At 39.3% G+C, this 21,698-nt stretch carries 16 protein-coding genes; 12 read left to right on the top strand and 4 right to left on the bottom strand.

The annotated features are described in order from the left end of the window. Positions 1–20: 20 nt before the first annotated feature. Positions 21–3,137 (bottom strand): sensor histidine kinase, encoded by a 3,117-nt coding sequence (locus tag NXS00_RS12500; RefSeq protein ID WP_258099543.1) that lies wholly within the window; start codon positions 3,135–3,137, stop codon positions 21–23. 196 nt (positions 3,138–3,333) lie between these two features. Between NXS00_RS12500 and NXS00_RS12495 the strand changes: the two genes are divergently transcribed. From NXS00_RS12495 to NXS00_RS12475, 5 genes are all read left to right on the top strand, one after another. Next, positions 3,334–3,540: a hypothetical protein gene (locus NXS00_RS12495; RefSeq protein ID WP_258099542.1), complete on the top strand. Its 207-nt coding sequence runs from the start codon at positions 3,334–3,336 to the stop codon at positions 3,538–3,540. 129 nt (positions 3,541–3,669) lie between these two features. Further along, positions 3,670–4,731: an ArsO family NAD(P)H-dependent flavin-containing monooxygenase gene (locus NXS00_RS12490; RefSeq protein WP_258099541.1), complete on the top strand. Its 1,062-nt coding sequence runs from the start codon at positions 3,670–3,672 to the stop codon at positions 4,729–4,731. A 149-nt stretch (positions 4,732–4,880) separates the two neighbouring features. Next, positions 4,881–5,867 (top strand): AAA family ATPase, encoded by a 987-nt coding sequence (locus NXS00_RS12485; protein ID WP_258099540.1) that lies wholly within the window; start codon positions 4,881–4,883, stop codon positions 5,865–5,867. A 217-nt stretch (positions 5,868–6,084) separates the two neighbouring features. Beyond that, entirely contained in the window at positions 6,085–7,302 is a 1,218-nt protein-coding gene (locus NXS00_RS12480) for a beta-helix domain-containing protein (RefSeq protein WP_258099539.1), read from the top strand. Positions 7,303–7,508: 206 nt separating this feature from the next. After that, complete coding sequence (locus NXS00_RS12475; RefSeq protein WP_258099538.1) at positions 7,509–10,289, top strand: TonB-dependent receptor domain-containing protein; 2,781 nt, start codon at positions 7,509–7,511, stop codon at positions 10,287–10,289. Between the two features lie 84 nt (positions 10,290–10,373). Here NXS00_RS12475 and NXS00_RS12470 read toward each other — a convergent pair whose 3' ends face one another. Then, positions 10,374–10,961, bottom strand: coding sequence for a hypothetical protein (locus tag NXS00_RS12470; RefSeq protein ID WP_258099537.1), 588 nt, complete (start codon positions 10,959–10,961; stop codon positions 10,374–10,376). 14 nt (positions 10,962–10,975) lie between these two features. Here NXS00_RS12470 and NXS00_RS12465 point away from each other — a divergent pair, with 14 nt between their 5' ends. From NXS00_RS12465 to NXS00_RS12445, 5 genes are all read left to right on the top strand, one after another. Next, positions 10,976–11,875: a TIGR01777 family oxidoreductase gene (locus NXS00_RS12465; RefSeq protein ID WP_258099536.1), complete on the top strand. Its 900-nt coding sequence runs from the start codon at positions 10,976–10,978 to the stop codon at positions 11,873–11,875. Between the two features lie 61 nt (positions 11,876–11,936). Further along, on the top strand, positions 11,937–12,659 hold the full coding sequence (locus NXS00_RS12460) for an LOG family protein (RefSeq protein ID WP_258099535.1): 723 nt from the start codon (positions 11,937–11,939) through the stop codon (positions 12,657–12,659). A gap of 22 nt (positions 12,660–12,681) precedes the next feature. Further along, on the top strand, positions 12,682–15,537 hold the full coding sequence (gene uvrA, locus NXS00_RS12455; RefSeq protein ID WP_258099534.1) for an excinuclease ABC subunit UvrA: 2,856 nt from the start codon (positions 12,682–12,684) through the stop codon (positions 15,535–15,537). A gap of 79 nt (positions 15,538–15,616) precedes the next feature. Further along, positions 15,617–16,651, top strand: a complete 1,035-nt coding sequence (locus NXS00_RS12450) for a sensor histidine kinase (protein ID WP_258099533.1) — start codon at positions 15,617–15,619, stop codon at positions 16,649–16,651. After that, complete coding sequence (locus NXS00_RS12445; RefSeq protein ID WP_258099532.1) at positions 16,648–17,364, top strand: LytR/AlgR family response regulator transcription factor; 717 nt, start codon at positions 16,648–16,650, stop codon at positions 17,362–17,364. The genes NXS00_RS12450 and NXS00_RS12445 overlap by 4 nt, the downstream gene beginning before the upstream one ends. Here NXS00_RS12445 and NXS00_RS12440 read toward each other — a convergent pair. Both NXS00_RS12440 and hemW read right to left on the bottom strand, forming a co-directional pair. Continuing rightward, the gene (locus tag NXS00_RS12440) at positions 17,361–17,726 is read right to left on the bottom strand and encodes a hypothetical protein (protein WP_258099531.1); all 366 of its coding nucleotides are present in this window, start codon (positions 17,724–17,726) and stop codon (positions 17,361–17,363) included. The two genes, NXS00_RS12445 and NXS00_RS12440, sit on opposite strands and share 4 nt — an antisense overlap. 35 nt (positions 17,727–17,761) lie before the next feature. After that, a complete protein-coding gene (hemW, locus tag NXS00_RS12435) occupies positions 17,762–18,892 on the bottom strand; it encodes a radical SAM family heme chaperone HemW (RefSeq protein WP_258099530.1) in 1,131 nt (376 codons plus the stop codon). A gap of 42 nt (positions 18,893–18,934) precedes the next feature. On the opposite strand from hemW, the gene NXS00_RS12430 reads away from it, so the two are divergent. Together NXS00_RS12430 and NXS00_RS12425 are read left to right on the top strand one after the other, a co-directional pair. Next, complete coding sequence (locus NXS00_RS12430) at positions 18,935–20,590, top strand: BamA/TamA family outer membrane protein (RefSeq protein WP_258099529.1); 1,656 nt, start codon at positions 18,935–18,937, stop codon at positions 20,588–20,590. Next, a complete protein-coding gene (locus NXS00_RS12425) occupies positions 20,587–21,672 on the top strand; it encodes a DUF4271 domain-containing protein (protein ID WP_258099528.1) in 1,086 nt (361 codons plus the stop codon). The genes NXS00_RS12430 and NXS00_RS12425 overlap by 4 nt, the downstream gene beginning before the upstream one ends. Positions 21,673–21,698 lie beyond the last annotated feature (26 nt).

Raw genomic sequence — 21,698 nt, 5'->3', positions numbered from 1 at the left:
CGGGAAACCTGCTGAATACCCTACTTTGAAACTGGCGGTTCTAGTTCGTCTAACTCAGGATGGTACGTTTGACTCACAGGGAGGTATATTTTTACTTTTGTACCCAAACCAGGCTTAGATATGAAAGAGATACTTCCTTTATGTTCTTGAACAATAGACTTGGCAATGGTGAGGCCAAGACCCGGATTGGAGTCTTTAGTGGTGAAGAATGGCTCAAACACCTTTTCGTTTAAATCACTAGAAACACCTTCGCCATCATCTGAAATTTCAATCGCAATGCGTTGATCGTCTTTTCTATAATATCTGATGGTTATCTCCCCTCTGTCTTTAATTGCTTGAATACTGTTGATGAGAATGTTTACCAGCATTTGATTGATTTTGGCAGGATAACACTCTATTGGCGGGATGTTCCCAAACATCTTGTTCACGATGATGCGGAAACCTATTTCATTATTGAGAAGTGTTAGAGAGGTTTCTACTTCCTTTTGAAGATCAGTGAAAGAATAGAAGTTTTGAGAATCAGCGGTAAAAGAGCCTAAGCTTTTGACGATTCCGGTACTTTTAGTTGCTCCTTCAAAAATAGATTCAGCAAGCATTTTGCTTTCTTCCATGATGGTTTTAATGTCAGCTTTTTTTCCTTTTGGTTTATGGAGTATTTCTGATAGTTCGTCCAGGTTTCTAATGATGCATTCAGCACCACCTCTGATATAATTCAGTGGATTGTTCAGCTCATGTGCGATACCAGAAGTAAGGTGTCCCATAGAAGCTAGTTTTTCGGATTGAATTAACTGACCTTGAGCAGCCTTCAGGTCATCAATGGTATTGATAAGTTCCTGATTTCTCTTTTCTAACTGTTGCGTTTTCTCCAGAACTCTAAGTTCAAGTTCTTGTTTTTGTTCATTCAGTGTTTTACTCCGGTATTTATAAAAGGAAACCAAGCCAGTAATGATGAGTACGACAAATAGAATTCTAAACCATACGGCTTCAAAAAATGCCGCTTGAATTACAATTTCAGGACTCGAAGCAACTTTGCTCCATTGGCCGTTCCCTATTCTGGCTTGCACTTCAAATCTATATTTCCCGGGTTCCAGATTTGGGTAAAGGGCTGTGTTCTGTTCAGCAAATTCAATATTCTCCCATTCATCCGTAAGCCCGAGTAATCGGTACCGGTAATTAAGTTCTTCAATATTATAGTAAGAGTGAGATCTGAAATTGAACCGGATATTGTTGGTTAAATACGATAATTTATAATCTTCAATTGGTTTTTGATTGGCTTCAATTGAGGTGATTTCTATCGCCGGAATTGGGACTGTGAGTTCTTCAGTTGGGTTGTCAATAATGGACAAGCCTTCGTCTGTACCAACCAATAGTTGATTAGTTTTTGAAAATACGAAAGCGTTTCTATTAACCTCATTTCCTATAAGTCCATTTCCTTTATTATAGTTGAAAGATTTTCCATCATATAAATGCCAAACACCAGAACCGCTGCCTACCCATAGACCACCCTGATCATCCATTTCAAGAGCATAAATTGGGCCGGGGACAGTGAAGTTCGATTTGACGATTTTACCTTCTTTGATAGTACTCAGACCAGCGGCTGAGCCAACAATAATTTGACCCTTATACACAGTGGCAGTGTAGACATTATCCGTGTAGAGGTCATCACCGACGTATTTTTGACCTGTTTCGATATCGTAAATGCCATTTTCAGCAAGAAGGAGTTTGTGATCCTTATCGATCAGTATTTTTCTGATTGTTTGGTCACCTATGTCGTAAATGGTATTCCATTCACCATCTTCCAATAACCATAATTCACCTCTGTTAGAGCAATATAGCTTTCCATCATAACTCAATAAATCAGAGCTTTGAGTAGCTTTTTTGGTAGTCGTTAAAGGCACAATTTGACCGTCAATATATTTGAGGACACCGCTGGAATAAGTGCTAAAATATATTTCAGAATCATGCTCTATGATGTCCATAATCCTAAATTTTTCCATGGGGTTGGCCAATTGATACTTAGTTACTTTTCCATTGTTATGAAGAACATTCAATCCTGAATTTGAGCCCAATAAAAGATCTCCATTTGGTGCTTCGAGTATCGCACTAACTTCGTTTTCCAACAGAGTTTCACTAGCGTAATTATATATTGATGGGTTTTTGAGACTAAATGCTCCTCTCATGGTTGCCACCCAAATGCTCCCTTCGTAATCGATGAGTGCATCCATGCAAGTGTGATCTAACTGAAAATATTCGGTGATCAACGGATGATGTGATTCAGTCTTAGGGTTGTATTGGATCAATGGAGAATTGGCGCTGTAATATATCAGGTGATCCCTTACAAATAAGTTACTGTAGTTGCCATTTTGGTAATTAATTATTGGATGGTCTTTAAAAAGAAATGTTACTGACCGATCTTCATAATCATAGTAGGCGAGAGAATTGGTGTAAAGTATATAACACCCATTATTGTATTGATTGGAAGAAACATTGAGTATGTTTTGAGATTTAAATAGTTCATCTCTGCCTTTAGGAGTTAAAAGAAATACTCTTTGTGACGTTGCAACCAATGTGGAGTCATTACCTAATGGAACAATGGAAATATAATGTTCATTTACAGAGTCCAGTGGGAAATATACGCTCTCCCATTTCTCTTCAATATAGGTATACAGCGAATCCCTATATCCGAGTATCATTTTGTTAAGATGTCCATTGGCGGGTTTGGCCATTTTGTAGTGGGCATCTTTGACATCTTTTAGGGCATTAGGCGGATCTATAGAAGTCCATTGACCGTTCTTATAATAACTTATGTCAAATCCTTCACTATTGGAACTTGCCATGTAAATAGTAGAGTCGTCCGTAACCTCCATCCTTATTAAACCAACCGCAGTAGGAATATCTAAACTATCTGGAAATGTTGACCAGTACAAGCCGTCAAAAGTGCTGACACCCTCTTGAGTAACTGTCCATATTTCACCACTTGCGGATTGTACTATTTGAGTAATACGGTTAGAGGCCATTCCTTTCTCATCTTTATATATGGAAGCTGCAAATGACTGACTGATCGCATCAGCACTTTGAAGTGCAATGCAAATTATCAGTAAGTAAACATGAGTTTGCCGGTTGATGATAGGGGTCATATAGAACAAATTGGCATGATAAACCTATTGCATATCAGACATAAACAGTGTCTTTGTGAAAAAAATATTTTCGAAAAACCCTTAAAAATGAGCGTTTTATCATGATTTAAGTCAATTGGCAGGATTTTGCACCACTTTGGCAGGATCGGATAAGAAATATATGCCATATTCGTAATGTAATTCAGACCGCCTTAAAATGAAATACTTAATCTGGTACAGTTCTAAAAGTGGTTGTTATAATCACGGTTCTGAAATGGACTACAAAGTTAACGCGTCGCTTACTGGTGAGAGCCTGGAGGTTCTATATGAATTGGATGAATCCGAGATCGGGTTGGTGCAGAAAATCGTGGCGCAGTTAAACAATGCTAGGAATGAATCTCCTGGCAGATATGCGAGTGCATAAAATAAAGCCCGTTGCAAAGCAGCGGTCTTGTCTATAGCTGGTTGGGGCCCCGACGTTTGTCGGGGTTTTTTTGTTTTATTTGCCATTCAGTTTTCATCAATCTTTTAATCAAACAAAGGCGGTAGAGTTTTGACAGAAAAGATCTGGGATATCATCATTGTTGGAGGTGGTCAGTCGGGATTAGCAGTAGCTTATTATCTGAGACGATTGGGTCTCGATTTCCTCATATTAGATGCAGAAGAAAAACCTGGTGGTTCCTGGCAGAATTATTGGGATTCACTGACGTTATTCTCTCCTGCACAGTGGAGTTCTCTGCCTGGTCGATTAATGAATGGCGGAGTGGAGTATTATCCTTCTAAGGATGATGTGGTCGATTACTTTTCGGATTATGAAAATCATTACCAATTTAAGGTCAATCGACCAGTTAAAGTAGAGGAGGTTAATTATACGGAACAATTATTTTACCTATTAACCAATCAAGGTCAGTTTAGAAGTAAAGTACTAATTAGTACCACAGGAAGCTTTTCAAAACCAGTCACACCAGAAATACCCGGTTTTGAGTCCTTTAAAGGAAAGGTGATACATGCAGCCGACTATCGAAATCCGTCATCATTTAAAGATCAAAAAGTAGGCATCATAGGTGAAGGGAATAGTGGAGCACAAATTTTGGCCGAGCTGTCTCTTGTTGCAGATACTTATTGGTTTACCAGGAAAGCACCTGATTATCTCCCAGATCATGTAGATGGGAAATATCTATTTGATGCAGCGACCATGTTGTTTGAGGCTAAAAAGAAAGGTAGAGCATTTATCCCTCCTTCGCTTGGAGATATAGTCATGGTGCCGTCTGTCAAAGATGCCCGTGAGCGAGGTGTACTTACTTACTATCCAGAAGTTGCTTCTTTTACAGAGAGAGGTGTGACGCTAAGTGATGGTAGACAGTTTGACTTAGATAGTGTGATATTTTGCACGGGTTACTTACCAGCCATAGATTACTTGAAGCAGCTGAACATTAGCTTTAGACATCATAAAGTAGACACCCATGGTACCAGATCGCGTGAATTGGAGGGTTTGTGGATGGTAGGATATGGTAGTTGGACCGGATTTGCATCGGCCACAGTAATAGGAGTAGGTAGGTCTGCGAAAGCTACAGCCAATGAAGTCAAGGAATTTCTTGAAAAGTGCAAACAATAGCGCCGGACCAGGACGTTGTATGCTTAATCATTCGTTTTTTAACATTTTTTTGAAACTTACTGTAGGAAATTGCCGTCGATGTAATCGAAATTTACGTTTTGCAGAAAGGCGGTTATTTTTGCAGCCGATTATAAATTAGAAAAGACACTATGGAGCAATTAGATCAGGATATCAAAAAAGAGCACCAGGCCAAGATCCAACAAGTAATAGGAGAAGTAGGAAAAGTAGTGGTTGGTCAGGAGTACATGGTGAACCGATTGCTGATTGGTCTATTTACCCAGGGACACATATTATTAGAAGGTGTACCAGGTCTTGCAAAGACTTTGACTGTCAATACGCTTTCTGATGTATTGAAGCTTGACTTCAAAAGAATACAGTTTACTCCAGACCTTTTGCCTGCCGATTTGATTGGTACCATGATTTACAATCAGCAGAAAGCTGACTTTGAGGTAAAGAAAGGTCCGATCTTCTCCAATTTGATTTTAGCAGATGAGGTAAACAGATCTCCAGCTAAAGTTCAGTCAGCGCTACTTGAGGCTATGCAGGAGAAAACAGTAACGATTGGTGATACCACTTTTAAGCTAGATAGACCATTCTTGGTACTGGCTACGCAGAACCCAGTTGACCAGGAAGGTACTTACCCACTTCCAGAAGCTCAGGTTGACCGTTTCATGATGAAGGTACACGTAGATTACCCTTCTAAGGAAGACGAATTGGAGGTAATGCGCCGAATGGCAAATATGTCATTCAAGCAAGAGATAAATACTGTTCTTTCTAAGGAGGACATTTTCTCAATTCGTGAAGAAATCAATCAGGTAAGTCTTTCTGAGAGTTTAGAGAAATACATCATTGAGCTTGTATTTGCTACACGTAATCCAAAAGATTATGGATTAAATGATGAGGCTCAATACATCCAGTTTGGTGCATCTCCAAGAGCGTCTATCAATTTGAACCTTGCAGCTAAAGCGGTAGCATTCTTCAACGAGAGAGATTATGTGCTGCCAGAAGATATCAAAGAGATTGCTGATGATGTGATGAATCACAGAATTCTTCTGAATTACGAAGCTGAAGCTGATGGGGTATCTACTCATGATATTATAAGTAGAATTCTAAATAAGGTTCAGATAGCTAAGTAAGACACACGAAATATCAAAATAGAAGGCAGCCCCAGGGTTGCCTTTTTTCTTGTTCACCATTTCTTAACAAAAGTAACAGCGGGATAAAAGATGCAATATTAGTTTAATGATATGGTAACAAGTGAAGCTAAACCAGTTAACATACTACTTACACCTTTGCATTCGTAATTGATTGAATCTATCAACAACTAGAAAAAGAATTAAAAGGTATTAAATCATGAGAAAATTTTTAGCAATGTCATTGTTCCTTTCTGGAGCACTAGTATTCACTTCTTGTAGTGAAGATGACGCACCATCTGACGCTGAAGTACAACAAGCTGCTTTGGATCAAGTATCTGCAGCAGTAGACGGAATCGTATCAACAGACGCTTCTGCTTCTGGTGCTGATGAGTCTGTATTCGGATGGACACTTACAATGGGTGGTACATACAACTCTACTGCAACTGAAAGAGTAGACGTAGAAGGTAACATCTCAGCAGATGTAACCTGGACTGCTGACAAAATTTATGAAATTAACAAAAGAGTTACTGTTCTCGATGGTGTTACTTTAACTATTGAGCCAGGAACAAGAATCGAAGGTGATGTTCAATTCACAGGTGCGGATGCTTCTGTATTGATGATCGCAAGAGGTGGTAAAATCATGGCTGAAGGTACTGCTGAGCTTCCTATCATCATGACTACAACTGATGACGATGGTACTTTAACTGCTGCAGATAAAGGAAAATGGGGTGGACTAGTAGTACTAGGTAAAGCTTCTATTTCTGCTGAGCAGGCTGAGGTTCAAATTGAAGGTGTGGATGCAAGTGACGTAAACGGTCTTTACGGTGGAACTGCTGACAATGATAACTCTGGTGTTATCAAATATGTATCAATCAGACACGGTGGTGCTGTAATCGATGCTGCTGCTGGTGATGAGATCAACGGTCTTACATTAGGTGGTGTTGGTACTGGTACTACCATCCAAAACGTAGAAATCTTCGCTAACAGTGATGACGGTGTTGAATTCTTCGGTGGTTCTGTGAATGTAACTAATATCCTTGTTGCTCAAGTTGGTGATGATGCTATTGACATTGACCAGTCTTACAAAGGAAAAGTAACAAACTACTATGTGACTGTAGATGAGGATTCTGACGAAGGACTAGAAATCGATGGTAGAGAAGGTGATGCTCTTGGTAGCTTTACCCTTGTAAATGGTACTATCAAAGCAGTGGCTGGATCAGTAACATGTGACTTCAAGTCTAAAGCTCAAGGTACTGTAACTAACCTTAACGCAAACGGTGGTAGAATTAAATTAGATGCTTCTTTCGACGAAGTAACATTTGAGTCTACTGAAAATGCTGCTCAAAACGTAATCGATGGAAAATTAAACTTCTCAACTGTTAATGCTGAGTGGTCTGTATACACTGACGATCTACCAGCTCTAATTGAGGAATAAGAATACTAAGTAGTATTTTTCATAAAGCACTTGCCTAACGGCGGGTGCTTTTTTGTTTTTAGGCTGTGTAAACCTATTATGATATTTATTAACCAAATGTTAATAGATCAGTCACTCCAAAGATAATTTCATAATTAAAGCATAAAGTTTTCTTGCATGCTTGTGAATTCTGCTAAATCTACTTTTGCACAAATTTTTATTTGAAGATGAGAAAAACGGTATTAACATTAATCGTGGCAATTGCTGCTGCATATTCCTATGCACAGGAGGGCTTTATCCGAGGAAAGGTGCTAGAGGAAGCCACAGGAGAACCACTATTCGGTGCAACCATCGTAAAACAAGGTACCATCACTGGTACATCTACAGATTTTGACGGAAACTATTCTTTAAAGCTTCCGGTAGGTACTCACAACATTATATTTCAGTCGGTTTCATTCCAGTCTATCGTATTAGAAGGCGTTGAGGTGAAGGCGAACGAGCCAACCATTCTAGATGTGGTAATGAAAGAAGATGTGCAGCAGCTAGGTGAAGTTGTTGTAACAGCTACAGTGGCTAAGGACAATGAATTTGGAGTAATGCTTGTTCAGAAAAAATCGGTGAATACATTGGATGGAATTTCTGCTTCTACTTTCAGAAAAGTAGGTGATAGCAACCTTTCTTCTGCAATGAAGCGTGTTACTGGGGTTTCTGTACAAGGTGACAAATATGTTTATGTAAGAGGTCTTGGTGATAGATATACACTAACATCAGTTAATGGTATGGTGATCCCTGGTATTGATCCAGATAGAAATGACGTTCAAATAGACATTTTTCCAACAGGAATTCTTGAAAACGTATTAGTATACAAAACATTCACACCAGATCTACCAGGTTCATTCACAGGTGGATTAATTGATATTCAAACAAAAGCATTTCCTGAAAAGAAAAACACTTCTATTTCAATGAGTTTGGGGTACAACCCATCAATGCATTTTAATTCCAATGCGCTTTCATATAAAGGATCTTCTACAGATTGGTTAGGATTTGACAATGGCGCTAGAGACTTGCCTGTTACTCCAAAAACAAGACTGCAACAGGATAATGAAACTACAAGTTTGTTTGATCCAACTCTTGGGGCTGAGAGAGGTAGCAACTTCATGAACAGTAGCTTATCATTTTCTCACAGAAATCAATTGGTTGGGAAGAAATTGACCTGGGGTTACAATGCACTATTCACTTACAGAAATAGAAACAGTTATTTCCAGGATTTCGAAAGAAGACAATACGAAAGAAACGCAATTGGTTCCGGCATTGGTTTGGTTAGAGATTATACAGCAAAAGGTGATCTTTCTCAAAATGAAGTATTGTGGAGTGGTCTAGCGTCTATCGCTGCTAAGTCTGCAAACACAACAATCGGTACTACCTTCTTGAACATTCAGAATGGTGTTACTTCAGCTGTAAAAAGAACTAGAAGAAACACGGCGTTGAACAACCCTACTTTCTTGTATAATGATATTTTGACTTATACTCAAAGAAACATGTTCAACAACATTACTTACGGTAAGCACCAAATTGGTGATGTAAGATTGAACTGGACGAATTCCTTCATCTTGTCAAGCCAATATGAGCCTGATTATAGAGAAACTGCAATCAACGAAGATGATGGCCAATTAGGATTCAGAAACGGTGGTTTGATGAACAGATTCTGGAGAGAGCTTTCTGAAGTAAACGAGAACTTCAAAGTTGATGTGGAATTTGAAGCAAACGAAAACAACAAATTGAAATTCGGTGGACTGGGGTCTTTCAGAGCAAGAGAATTTGATGTTTACAACTACGCTTATGGCAACCTTTCTGCTAGTAACGTAAACTCTACAGATCCTAATGATCTATCTCAGTTCATTATCAGTGATAGTAGAACTAATGGCCTATACATTCAGAATGCAACAGATGAAAGCAATGCTTATGATGGTACTCAAACATTGTTCGCTGCTTATGCTATGAACGAAATGAGAATTGGCGAAAGATTGAAGTCGGTTTACGGAGTGAGAATGGAGAGTGTAAAAATGAACTACACAGGAATCATTGAGCAAGACAATGGAATTGAAGAGAAAGTGACAGATCAAGAGACACTTAACGAGACTAACTTCTTGCCTTCATTAAGCTTAATCTATTCACTAAGTGAAACAATGAACCTTAGAGGGTCATTTACAAAGACTTTAGCAAGACCTTCATTCAAAGAAAAATCAGAAGCGTTCATCGTTGACCCAATTACTGGTATTTGGTTCATTGGTAACATTGATACGAAACAAGCTGAGATTCTTAACTACGACGTTAGATGGGAAAACTTTTTCAGACCAGGTGAGAAAATTGCGGCGTCTTTGTTCTTCAAGGATTTCACAAACCACATTGCAATTGTAGCATTCGAGGTTGCTCCTAATCAGGTGACTCCAAGAAACGTTGGTAGCGCAGTGGCATATGGTGCAGAGTTGGAAGGTTCTAAAAACTTGTGGAACACACCGGCAGGAACACTTTCAGTAGGTGGTAACTTCACGTACACCATCTCCAGAGTAGACAGAACTACCGTTACGGTAAGTGAAACTGGTCAAAATGAGTACCAAAGTGAGGTGAACTTCAAGGGATCTGAAAACGGTGTTGAGAGATATAGAAATATGAGTATGCAAGCTCCTTTCTCTATCAACGCTAACTTGAGCTATGAAACTACTGAGCAAGATTGGTCAGCAAACCTATCGTACAACGTACAGGGTGAAACATTGACTTACGTAAGTGCATCTATAGTACCAGAAGTTTACACTAGCCCTTTCCATAGCTTAAATTTCAAAGGTTCAAGAAACTTTGGTAAAGACAACAATCAGTCTTTGAGCTTAAGAATCCAGAACATTCTAAACGATGACAATGAGTTGCGTTACCGCACAGAGTCTGATTCAGAATTGTTCTCACTAAGAAATCCAGGCACAACGTTTACAGTGTCTTATAGCTATTCATTTTAAATTCTCATCTTCATTACATTTAAAATGAATTAGGGCCCGATTTATCGGGCCTTTTTTTATGCTTTACAGTTGAGAGTAGAAGAATCAATAAGCGTCATTAACTTCCGTAAGCTGTTGCTTGATGACTTCTATTTCTTCTTCCAGTTTCTGCATTTGATTGATATGTTTCTGCTTCGAGTTGCCAGAAGATTTAGCTACTCGTTTACTAACTGTTGCTGCTCGGTCTTCCAGGTCTTCTAGCTTTTCACTAAGCTCGCTTACAAAGTAGTTGACCTTAAACGTCTGCAAGATCACTTTGACCTGATTCATATAGGCAGACTTTTTGTCTTTAGGAATCCCTTGCTCATCTATCGTCAAGAAAAAAGTGCTTCCTTTCTTATTTGCCAGTGATTTACTCAGTAATACCAAGTCTACATTGCCACTATTGAGATGACTCGGAATAGTTACCTGATAATAACCTTTCATATTCAGCGGTCTACCAAACTCTCTGCTGTAGCTCCACCAGGCTCTTTCTAGCTTTTTAGCTGATATACCAAATCTAGATTGATAGCCTTCTCTGGCTTTATGATTGATAGTTAGCGTTGATTTTTCTATTCTTGGATCAAATTCTTGTGAATAGCTGAGCCATCCAATAAAAAAAAGCACATAAAAAAAGAGGATTCGCTTAGTCATATGTTATTCTTAGTATGGCAAAAATAGTAATCACCGGAGGAACCGGACTTGTTGGTAGTTATCTAAGCAAAATGCTTTCCAAAAACAATCACGAAGTGGTTCACTTAAGTAGAACGCCAGATTCTTCTGCCGAGTATCCTACTTTCGAGTGGAATATCGGCAAAAAATACATTGATCCCAACGCGCTTGATGGTGCAGATTACGTCATTCATCTTGCTGGAGCGGGAGTGGCTAATAAAAGATGGACCAAGCAAAGAAAAAAAGTAATAATCGATAGCCGTGTAGAGTCTATCAAACTCCTTAAGTCTCAAATAGAGAAGCAACAGGTCAAATTGAAATCATTCATCAGTGCAAGTGCAATTGGCTATTATGGTATGGATACAGGAGCAGCAGAACTAACTGAAGAATCTAAACCTGGCAATGATTACCTGGCTCATGTAGTAAAACTCTGGGAAGCCGAGGCAGATACCTTAGAAGAATTTACGTCAGTAGCTAAAGTCAGAGTTGGTGTTGTTTTGGCTAAAGAAGGTGGTGCTTTAAAGGAAATTGCCAAACCAGTTAAGCTTTTTGCGGGTGCTCCATTGGGTTCTGGAGACCAATACATGAGTTGGATTCATATTTACGATCTCTGTGCTATCTTCAGACAAGTTCTTGAAAATAAATTGGAGGGAACATACAACGCTACAGCACCAAATCCCGTAACAAATGAGGCATTAACCAAATCGCTGGCCAAAGCATTGAAAAGACCATTGATTTTACCAAACGTTCCTGCGTTTGTGATGAAATCCATGCTGGGAGAAATGGCACAAATGGTTTTAGGAGGAAACTACGTCCTCTCTGATAAAATTCAGTCCACGGGCTTTACGTATAAGTTTACGCAGGTTGATGCTGCGGTTAAGGATATCCTTTGTTGATCACAGAATCGCAGAAAAGGGATTATCTTAAAGCCAACATTATTAACCTTAATGCATTTTTATGTCAGAAAAACAAGCAAACAACGAGGAGGAGAAAATCATTGACGCCTTTAAGGATAAGGATTGGAATGAGATTAAAAGTTCTGACTCTTGGGCCATTTTTAAAATCATGTCCGAATTTGTAGAAGGATTTGAAAAACTGGCCAAAATCGGTCCTTGTGTGTCTATTTTTGGATCTGCAAGAACCAAAGAAGATCACAAATATTTTAAAATGGCAGAAGATATTGCCGCCAGACTTGTTCGTCATGGATACGGGGTAATCACCGGAGGTGGCCCAGGTATCATGGAGGCTGGTAACCGTGGTGCTCATAAGCAAGGAGGAAAGTCAGTAGGATTAAATATTGATTTACCTTTCGAGCAACACAATAACATTTACATAGATCAAGACAAACTCATTAATTTTGACTACTTCTTTGTGAGGAAGGTCATGTTCGTAAAATATTCTCAGGGATTCATTGTTATGCCGGGAGGTTTTGGAACACTAGATGAACTTTTTGAAGCGATTACATTGATTCAGACGAAAAAGATTGGTCAGTTTCCAATTGTACTGGTAGGTAGGGAATATTGGAGCGGACTATTCGAATGGGTCAAAAATGTATTGCTTGCAGAGAAAAACATAAATGAATCGGACCTTGATTTATTCAAGTTAGTAGATACAGCTGAAGAAGCAGTTCATGAAATTGATGACTTCTACAACAAGTACCTATTGAGTCCGAACTTCTAAGAGCATATTAGAAAAGGATAGAATGACAGTGGCAAATGCGGAAGTGAGTCGCAAAAGCGGTTCAGTAGAAAAACAGCAATCCATAGAAATATTTGGTGCCAGAGAGCATAACCTGAAGGAGGTAAATCTGACCATTCCTAGAAATCAAATGGTGGTGATCACCGGGATTAGTGGGAGTGGAAAGTCTTCTTTGGCATTTGACACCATCTATGCCGAAGGGCAAAGACGGTATATGGAGAGCTTCTCTGCATATGCTCGAGCGTTCATTGGTGATATGGAACGACCGGATGTAGACAAAATCAATGGTCTAAGTCCGGTAATATCCATTGAGCAAAAAACGACTTCACGAAATCCCCGATCTACTGTAGGTACGGTAACTGAGATTTATGACTTTTTGAGATTGCTGTATGCTAGGGCTGGAGAAGCGTATTCTTACATCTCTGGTAAGAAAATGGTCAAGCAGTCCGAAGACCAAATTCTAGAACATATTCTCAAAACCTACGACGGACAGAAACTCATCGTTCTGGCGCCAGTGGTAAAAGGTCGTAAAGGGCATTACAGAGAACTATTCGTTCAGATCAGAAAACTTGGATTTACCAAGGTGCGTGTAAATGGTGAAATCCAGGAGCTACTGCCTAAGATGCAGGTAGATCGATACAAGACACACGATATTGAAATTGTTGTCGATCGTATCATCGTCAAAGAATCGGATGAAAAGCGAATTCGTCAGTCCATACAGGCTGCGTTTAAACAGGCAAATGGGATTTTGATGGTTCAGGATCAGGACGGTGAAACAGCTCACTTTTCTAAGTATTTGATGGATCCAGAGTCTGGTTTGTCTTATGACGAGCCTGCACCAAATACCTTTTCTTTTAATAGTCCGTACGGAGCTTGCCAGACATGTAATGGTCTTGGTGTAATAGAAGAAATATCAAGAGACTCAGTTATTCCAGATCCGAGTCTGTCTATCAGCAGAGGAGGAATAGCTCCGCTTGGTGAATATCGTGATATATGGATCTTCAAGAAAATTGAAGCTATCCTCAAAAGAAATAAAGTCAACCTCACCACTCCTATTAAGGATATTCCAGATAAAATCATGGATGTGCTACTTTATGGAGATGAGGTGCCGGTAGCAGTCAGTTCGGTGAAATATCCGGGGACTGACTGGAACACTAAGTTTGAAGGCATTATTAAGTTTTTAGAAAAACAGAAAGATGCTGGAAGTGATAAAATTCGTCAGTGGGTTGAAGAATTCACTGATGTAGCTACTTGTCCTGATTGTAATGGCTATCGATTGAAGAAGGAGTCGTTGCATTTCAAAATCGATGAAACCCATATTGGTGAGTTAGCCGAGCTAAATATTAACAAACTCGCAGAGTGGTTTGAAGGTGTAGAAGATCGCATGACTGAACGCCAAAACGTGATTGCTGCGGAGGTTCTGAAAGAGATTCGCAAGAGAATTGGATTCCTTCTAGATGTGGGATTGAATTATCTCAGCTTGAACCGACCGCTGAGAACCTTGTCTGGTGGTGAAGCGCAACGCATTCGATTGGCTACCCAGATCGGTACTCAACTTGTGAATGTACTGTACATTCTAGATGAGCCGAGTATCGGTTTGCATCAGCGTGATAATGTGAAGTTGATTCAGGCACTGAAAGACTTGAGAGATCTTGGTAATACGGTCATTGTTGTAGAGCACGACAAGGACATGATGTTGGAGTCTGACTTTATAGTAGATATCGGTCCAGGAGCAGGACGTCATGGTGGTCACATCATGGCTGCAGAAAAGCCAAAAGATTTCATCAAGAATAAATCACTCACCTCAGATTACCTGACTGGCAAACTTCAAATTGCAGTTCCAAAAGAGCGTCGCAAAGGAAACGGTGACTTCTTAGAACTAAAAGGTGCAACTGGACACAACTTGAAAAGTGTTAATCTAAAGCTGCCTCTCGGTGCTTTGACATGCGTTACTGGAGTATCGGGTAGCGGAAAGTCTTCTTTGATTCATGAAACTCTCTACCCAATCTTAAGAAAGCATTTTTACAAGTCAAGAGCTGAAGCACTTCCTTATAAGAAATTAACAGGTTTGGAACATATCGATAAGGTGATCGAAGTAGATCAGTCACCTATTGGTCGTACTCCAAGATCCAATCCAGCAACATATACTGGTGTTTTCACAGACATCAGATCGCTATTCTCAGAGCTTCCAGAGGCGAAAATTCGAGGATACAAACCAGGTCGATTCTCTTTCAACGTAAAAGGTGGAAGATGCGAAACTTGCCAGGGAGGAGGAATGCGCGTGATTGAAATGGATTTCCTTCCAGATGTTCACGTACCATGCGAAACGTGTAAGGGCAAACGATACAATAGAGAAACACTGGAAGTCAGGTTTAAAGGTAAGTCGATCTCTGATGTTCTCGATATGACAGTGGAGCAAGCTGTAGAGTTTTTTGAGAATCAACCTAAGATCTTAAAAAAGATTGAAACACTCAACGAAGTTGGGTTAGGCTATATCTCATTGGGTCAGCACGCTACTACACTTTCTGGAGGAGAAGCCCAACGCGTAAAATTGGCTACGGAGCTTTCGAAGCGTGATACGGGTCAGACATTCTACATATTGGATGAGCCAACTACAGGGTTACACTTTCAGGACATTCAACATTTGCTAGAAGTAGTTCAAAAGCTGGTAACTAAAGGAAACACCGTATTGATCATTGAGCACAACCTGGATGTGATCAAAGTCGCTGACCATATTGTAGACATTGGACCGGAAGGTGGAGAAGGCGGAGGTCAGATTATTGCTTCGGGTACACCAGAAGAAGTGGCTAAAGTGAAGATCAGTCACACAGCAAAATTTCTCGTTGACGAATTGAAGTAGCTTTTTAACCAATATTTTGATTCATATTTACGGCCATTGAGAATAATTTAGTTGTTTTGGCCTCGGAGGTCAGGATTGGATGAATAAGAGGCTGATATATTGGGTGTGTCAAATAGGTGGTTGGTCCCTTTATGGGGGATTGCAACTTGCTCTATACGCAAGTGCCAGATCAACTCCGGGTATCGATTTGACTCACATTATAGGTGAGTTTACTCAAATGGGATTCTACCTGCTCTCAACACATTTCTTGAGGTACATCTTGGTGAATTTTGGTTGGCTAAACTATAGTATTGCTCGCCTGACACCTCGGATTTCAGCATTGATTTTATTGCTAAGTTCACTGAACTTTTCAGTGTTGTTACTCTATGCTTTTTTCGCTGGTGAGCTCACATCCAATGATTTTCTACCAAAGACAGTCATTTTTAACATTATCGGGACTGCTGTAGTTTATATTTTGTGGAGTATGATTTATTTGACGTTCCATTATTTTGAGCGGTACAATAAGTCTCTCAAATACGAAGCTGCCGCAAAGGAGATAGAATTGCGAAACCTCAGATCGCAGCTAAATCCACACTTCATATTCAATGCCTTAAATAGTATCAGAGCCTTGGTAGATGAAGATCCAATAAAATCAAAAAGTGCGATTACGCAGTTATCGAATATATTGAGAAACTCTTTAACAGTAGATCGTCAGCGAATGGTCACCTTCTCTGAGGAGTTGGAAATGGTAAAGGATTACCTGGCTCTTGAAACTATTCGCTACGAAGAGCGTTTGAAGACAAAGTTCGATATCGATAATCATTCACTTCACTACTTGATTCCACCTTTGATGATCCAGACACTAGTGGAGAATGGTATCAAACACGGTATCTCTACTTTGAGAAACGGAGGAATGGTTGAAGTTCATTCCAAGGTGGAAGACGACAGGTTGCTAATACAAATTCGAAATGCTGGTCAATATGTCGATGGACAACCGGCTACCGGCACTGGTTTCGGGATCAGTAATACCATGAAAAGATTGGAGTTGATCTATGGTGATCAAGCCTCTTTTCGCATAGTAAATGAAAATAAAAAGACTGTATTAACAGAAGTAGTTTTACCAAAGACCTTATGAAGACACTTATCGTAGACGATGAACGCCTGGCTCGAAAAGAGCTGATGTCCTTATTGGAACCACATAAGAAAATTGAAGTAATAGGTGAAGCCACCGATGTGGATGATGCAATTGAAAAAATCAATGAGCTCAATCCGGAGCTAATATTTTTGGATATCCAAATGCCTGGGAAAACTGGCTTTGACTTGCTAGAGTCTCTGGACACAGTGCCGAAGGTAATTTTCACAACTGCCTATGACGAATTTGCGTTGAAAGCTTTTGAAGTTAATGCTTTAGACTATTTGCTAAAACCTATCCAGCCAGAAAGACTAGAAGAAGCCATAGCCAAATTGAAAGTAGAAGATACCAAAATAGCTAGATCAAACGAAAAACGTTCTTTAGGTAAAGATGATCAGGTCTTTGTAAAGGATGGTGACAAATGCTGGTTCGTTAAACTCTCTGAAGTTCGGCTTTTTGAATCAGATGGAAACTATATCAAAGTATACTTTGGCTCCAATAAGCCAATGATACATAAGTCGTTGAATGCACTGGATGAGCGTTTAGACGATCGGACGTTTTTCCGCGCAAGTAGAAAACACATCATTAACTTGGGATGGGTAGAAAATATAGATACCTGGTTTAATGGTGGCTTGTTAGTGCAGCTGAAAGGTGGAGAGAAAATAGAAGTAAGCCGCAGACAAGCTGCTCGCTTCAAGGAAAAAATGTCTCTTTAATTCTGTATAACTTCTAGAAACTCCTTTTCAACCTGCCAGTCTTTGGACAGGTTGATCATGGCAGTAGTTTCCATTTCAGTTACATATCCTTTTTGATGATTTTCTTCCCATGCGTCTTTAAGGTGGGTAAGTTTTTCTTCTTTGGTGATTTTGGCTATTGTTTTAGCAAAGAAATCACGGGATCTCTCAAATGCGGATAAGTAATCTTCGGAAATGAATTGATTGGCCCAGTCCAACTCATCTCGACTGTCAAGACGCTCAGCAGCTAACTCCAGAATTTCACGCTCATCGTCATCCAATCCATGATAGTGGAGGATGAGTGATTTGAGGAGCATGACCGCCTTTTTTTGTTCCTTATCCATTAATCCTTAGTGGTTGACTGTTAAAAGTAAGAATTCTAATCGTGATAAAACAACCTCCAGGTTATTTCATCCGCAATCATGAAGCCTTTTGAGGTAAGTTTCAAGACATTTTCGTCTAATTCGATTAGTTCTTCGGCGAGCCACGTGTCAAACAGGTAGTTATAATCCTGCTTCAGGTCCACTTCATGTCTTTCTTTTAATTCTTGGAAATTGATACCCTTATTTGTCCGTAGATGAGTGAAAATGTAATCATTCAGACGATCATTGGGTTCCATCGACTCGGTAGTTAGAGCAAGCTCTTGATTACTGATAGCTTCCAAATATCTTGCATTATTGCTGATATTAAAACTGCGATTGACACCATTATATGAATGTGCCCCCGGGCCAATGCCTAGATATTTCTGATCTTCCCAATAACCAGTGTTGTGACGTGAGTAATAGCCACGCTTGGCAAAGTTGGACACCTCGTAGTGTTCATATTTCGCGGCTTTAAGCTCTGAGATAGCTAGCTCGTACTGCTTCGCTGCTGTTTCCTCTGGAACTTCCTTCAGCTTTCCTTTTTGCCTCCAGTTACCAAATGCTGTTTTCTCTTCGATAGTGAGCCCATAAAGTGAGATGTGCTCCAGGTCATAAGAAAGAAGTTTCGCAAGGTCTGATTGCCAGTATTCCATGTTATCAGGAGGAATGGCATAAATCAAATCAGCTGAGATGTTGTCAAATCCAGCATTTCGTGCATTGAATAAGCAAGATTCTGCTTCTTCGCTGCTATGTGCCCTGTTGATATATTGTAACCGAGTATTGTCAAAGGTCTGAATGCCGATACTCAACCGATTGACACCAGCAGTTTTTATCTCTTGTAATTTCGCAAGACTCAAATCATCCGGATTTCCTTCTAAAGTTATTTCTGGATTGAACGCCACCTCATATTCATTTTTAATGGTTTTAAGGATTTCTGTCAACTCTGCACCGGAGAGCAATGAAGGTGTTCCACCACCGAAATAAATGGTTTGAATAGGTTCTCCATTCAACTCATCTCGCCGCATTTCTAATTCTTCAATCAGTGCTTTAACCATGTCACTTTTCCGAGAAAGATTGGTGGAAAAGTGAAAGTCACAATAATGACATGCCTGTTTGCAGAATGGTATGTGTAAATAAATGCCGGCCATTGCGTTTCGATTATCTTGCAAAGGTACATTGGATAATCTACGGTGAGTCGAATATTGACATTATGTATACTAGCTCTTGTTATAGATTCTGGCCTTCATGGGCAATCTAGTTCCTATCGTATTGTCCTGGAAGGTGAAGTAAGTGCTCAGCAATATCAAGATTCATTGTTAGCGACACAATCAGCGTCAGAAATGATTAGAACTTGGTGGCGGCAAGGCTACCTGTTTGCAGGAGTTGATAGTGTTAAATCATCATCCGTATATCTGCACAAGGGAGAACAAGTGAAAGACTTTGATATCTCCTTCACTTATTATGATGCCTACATTGACTCATTGATTGAGCTTAAACCTGCCAGGAGTGCCAAACTTTGGAAGTCAATCGATATGCAATTGGATCATTATGCGAACAATGGATATCCATTTGCTCGGGTTTCTTTAACAACTATTCAAAAAGCAGATAAATGGAGTGCTGAAATGAGCATCGAGCGAGGACCATTTATTGAATTTGATACATTGATCCTAATTCAAAATGTCGGTCTTGGCCGGAAATACCTCTACAACACGCTGAAAATAACACCAGGACAACCCTATTCAGAATCTGATTATGAAAAAATCCCTGATCGATTGGAACGTTTGCCATTTATAGAGATCCAGCGTGAGCCAGAGGTTACTTTTGTTGATAATGGTTCCCAAATCTATTTGGATCTTCAAGAGTCCAGACAAAGCTCCTTCGAAGGGGTTATTGGTTTTTTACCAGGTCAGTCAAGTACGAATGATCTGATTGTTACAGGATATTTAGATTTGAATTTGGCCAATTTATTTAAATCTGGGAAAGGAGTTCATTTTTCATGGAATCGTTTTGCTGACCAATCACAATCTACTTCCATTTCTTATTCACATCCTTATTTATTGTCATCTCCACTATTCTTAAATGTAGATTTTAATTTGCTCAAACAGGATACGAGTTTTCTTAATCAAAGTTGGCAATTGGAATCTGGCACCTATCTGTGGAAAGCCTCAGAATTGTTTTTTGGATTTACTTCATACAATGGAACACTCATAGAACCGGATATTTTAGATTTAACAGAAGGTATTGCTGATTATGAAAGTAAAAGTTATCATATCGGGTTGCGTAGCTCCTATCCAGAGTTGCCATTTGGTATAGGAAAACATTTTAAGTACGCAGTAAAGGGCTCAATAGGTGATAAGAGCATTGATAAGAATCCAGCAGTTATGGCGGAAGTGTATGACACGCTTGAGCTTAAAACTCAACGATGGTCTGTGACAGGTATGTCTAGAGTTCAGGTACCTATCAAGAATCAGCTGGCATTATATCATGAATTGAGAGGACAGGTTTTGTATAACAATCAGTTACTCTTAAATGAACTAACAAGGCTGGGTGGTTTAAGAAGTATCAGAGGATTCAATGAAAACTTTTTTTATGCCAAAGATTTCATACTGTCTAGATTAGAATTACGTCAATATTTCGAAAAAAGATCGTTCGTTATGCTCTTTTACGATGCTTTATATCTTCAGTCTTTTAATGCAAATCAGCTTGCTCAGGGATTTGGATTAGGTCTAAACCTGAATACTTCCAATGGCTTATTTACATTTGCTACGGCTGTTGGCAGGGCAGACGATATTTCTCTGGATTTCACCAACATTAAAGTACATATCGGATATTCATCAAGGTTTTGATTAGAACATTAGGAACACTTCTTCTTTTTCTCTTATCCAGTACGCTGTTTGCACAGAAGGATACTGTTTTTGTAAAGGATTTAACTTCATCCTGGCAAACGTTTGATGAGCCTGGGCTTTCCGTTCCTTATATCGAGCAAGAATCAGAGATTATTTATTTTGAAGTACCACGAGAAACAGGTTCTTTGATTAAGATTGAGTGTAAGGCGGATATGGATCTTTGGGTTAATGATCAGATTTATCTGAGTCATTTTAGAGGGATTACTTATATCAATTTGGACTCGCTCAATAACAACCATCTTGAGCTGCCAACTCTTACATTTTTTGGAACAGACTGGCATGAAGGTGATTTAATTACTGAGTTGTATGAGGTAGTGCATACTTCACGCGAGAAGGCATATGGAAAAATCAATGAGCAAGGTCATTTAGATAAGAATAGTTATCTGATTATTCTTGTCATCCTGATTTTGCTAGTGGGTGTATACCGTAGGTTTTTTCCAGGGACTTTTTCTAAATCATATAGCAACCCGCTGAGTTTTAAGCTACGGGGTTTGAGTGCAGAAGATAATTATCAAAATTTTCTGGGGTTTGACAACCTGATGGCAATAATCTATTTGTCTATTATGGCTTCCTTACTCAGTTACTACCTTGGATATCAAATGGTTAAGCTGGGGATTACCCCTAGTTGGGAGGTGTCGGTTCCGATTATCCTACTAGTGGCAATAATTGGAGCCTTGATGTTAATAGCTAAATTTTTGTGGAGTCTTGTGGTCAGTGCTATTTTTCAGTTTAGGGATTTTCCAAACATTCAAAATCAGGATTATATTCATTTTCTTATATTACTAACCACCTTGTGTTTAGGATTATCAGTTATAGACTATACACAGTACAATTTTACCTCTGAATTTTTGAGGTCTGCAATAATTATGATTTACGTTATCATGCTGATTTTCTTCCAGTTCTGGATGGCAATCAAATTGGATAAATTATATAGCCATAGGAAACTAATGATTATTTCATACCTTTGCACCACCGAATTCTTACCAAGTTTTATAATCATTATTTGGTTATTGAAATCGTAAGACCAACAGCCGTACTTTAACAGTAT

The sequence above is a fragment of the Marinoscillum pacificum genome (assembly GCF_024714495.1).
GTDB classification, from domain to species: Bacteria; Bacteroidota; Bacteroidia; order Cytophagales; family Cyclobacteriaceae; genus Marinoscillum; species Marinoscillum pacificum.
This window is presented reverse-complemented; position numbering and strand designations above follow the sequence as displayed.